The organism is Treponema endosymbiont of Eucomonympha sp., assembly GCF_001028545.1.
The window spans coordinates 1-438 of record NZ_BBPW01000673.1 but is presented as its reverse complement, the minus strand read 5'-3'; the positions used below and the strand labels follow the sequence as shown (position 1 = coordinate 438).

The window sequence follows — 438 nt, the reverse complement described above, 5'->3', positions numbered from 1 at the left end:
CCGCCCGCCGTCCTGGAACCGGCTCGTGATAACCGCCTCGAAGGTAACGACTCCGTCCATCGACCCGCTCCGGTGGCGTATGGAAACGAAAGTCGCGCTGGGATAGCGCCCCGCCAAACTGGAACGCAACGCGGACGGCTCGCTCGTTACGGCGCTGCCGCCGCACATAGAGCTTTCCACGCCGATTATGTTCTCCGCAATGAGCTACGGCTCTATCAGCTACAACGCGCACGAAAGCCTCGCGCGCGCGGCGACGGAGCTGGGAATTGTGTACAACACGGGCGAGGGCGGCTTGCACAGGGATTTTTACCGCTACGGCGCGAACACGGTCGTGCAGGTGGCGTCTGGGCGTTTCGGCGCGCACCTTGTCCGCGCTGGGTTCGGGCAGTCCGTTGCGTTCGCTGCCATTTGTAACATAAGCGATATTTCGTTGGAACA

2 protein-coding genes are annotated in these 438 nt (G+C 62.3%); one reads left to right on the top strand and one right to left on the bottom strand.

What is annotated here, in order from left to right; genetic code table 11:
* The coding region (locus tag AWU74_RS12485; RefSeq protein ID WP_202966447.1) for a hypothetical protein at window positions 1-180 on the bottom strand (180 nt) is incomplete at its 3' end.
* A gap of 19 nt (window positions 181-199) precedes the next feature.
* On the opposite strand from AWU74_RS12485, the gene AWU74_RS12480 reads away from it, so the two are divergent.
* The coding region (locus AWU74_RS12480; protein ID WP_238580285.1) for a glutamate synthase-related protein at window positions 200-438 on the top strand (239 nt) is incomplete at its 3' end.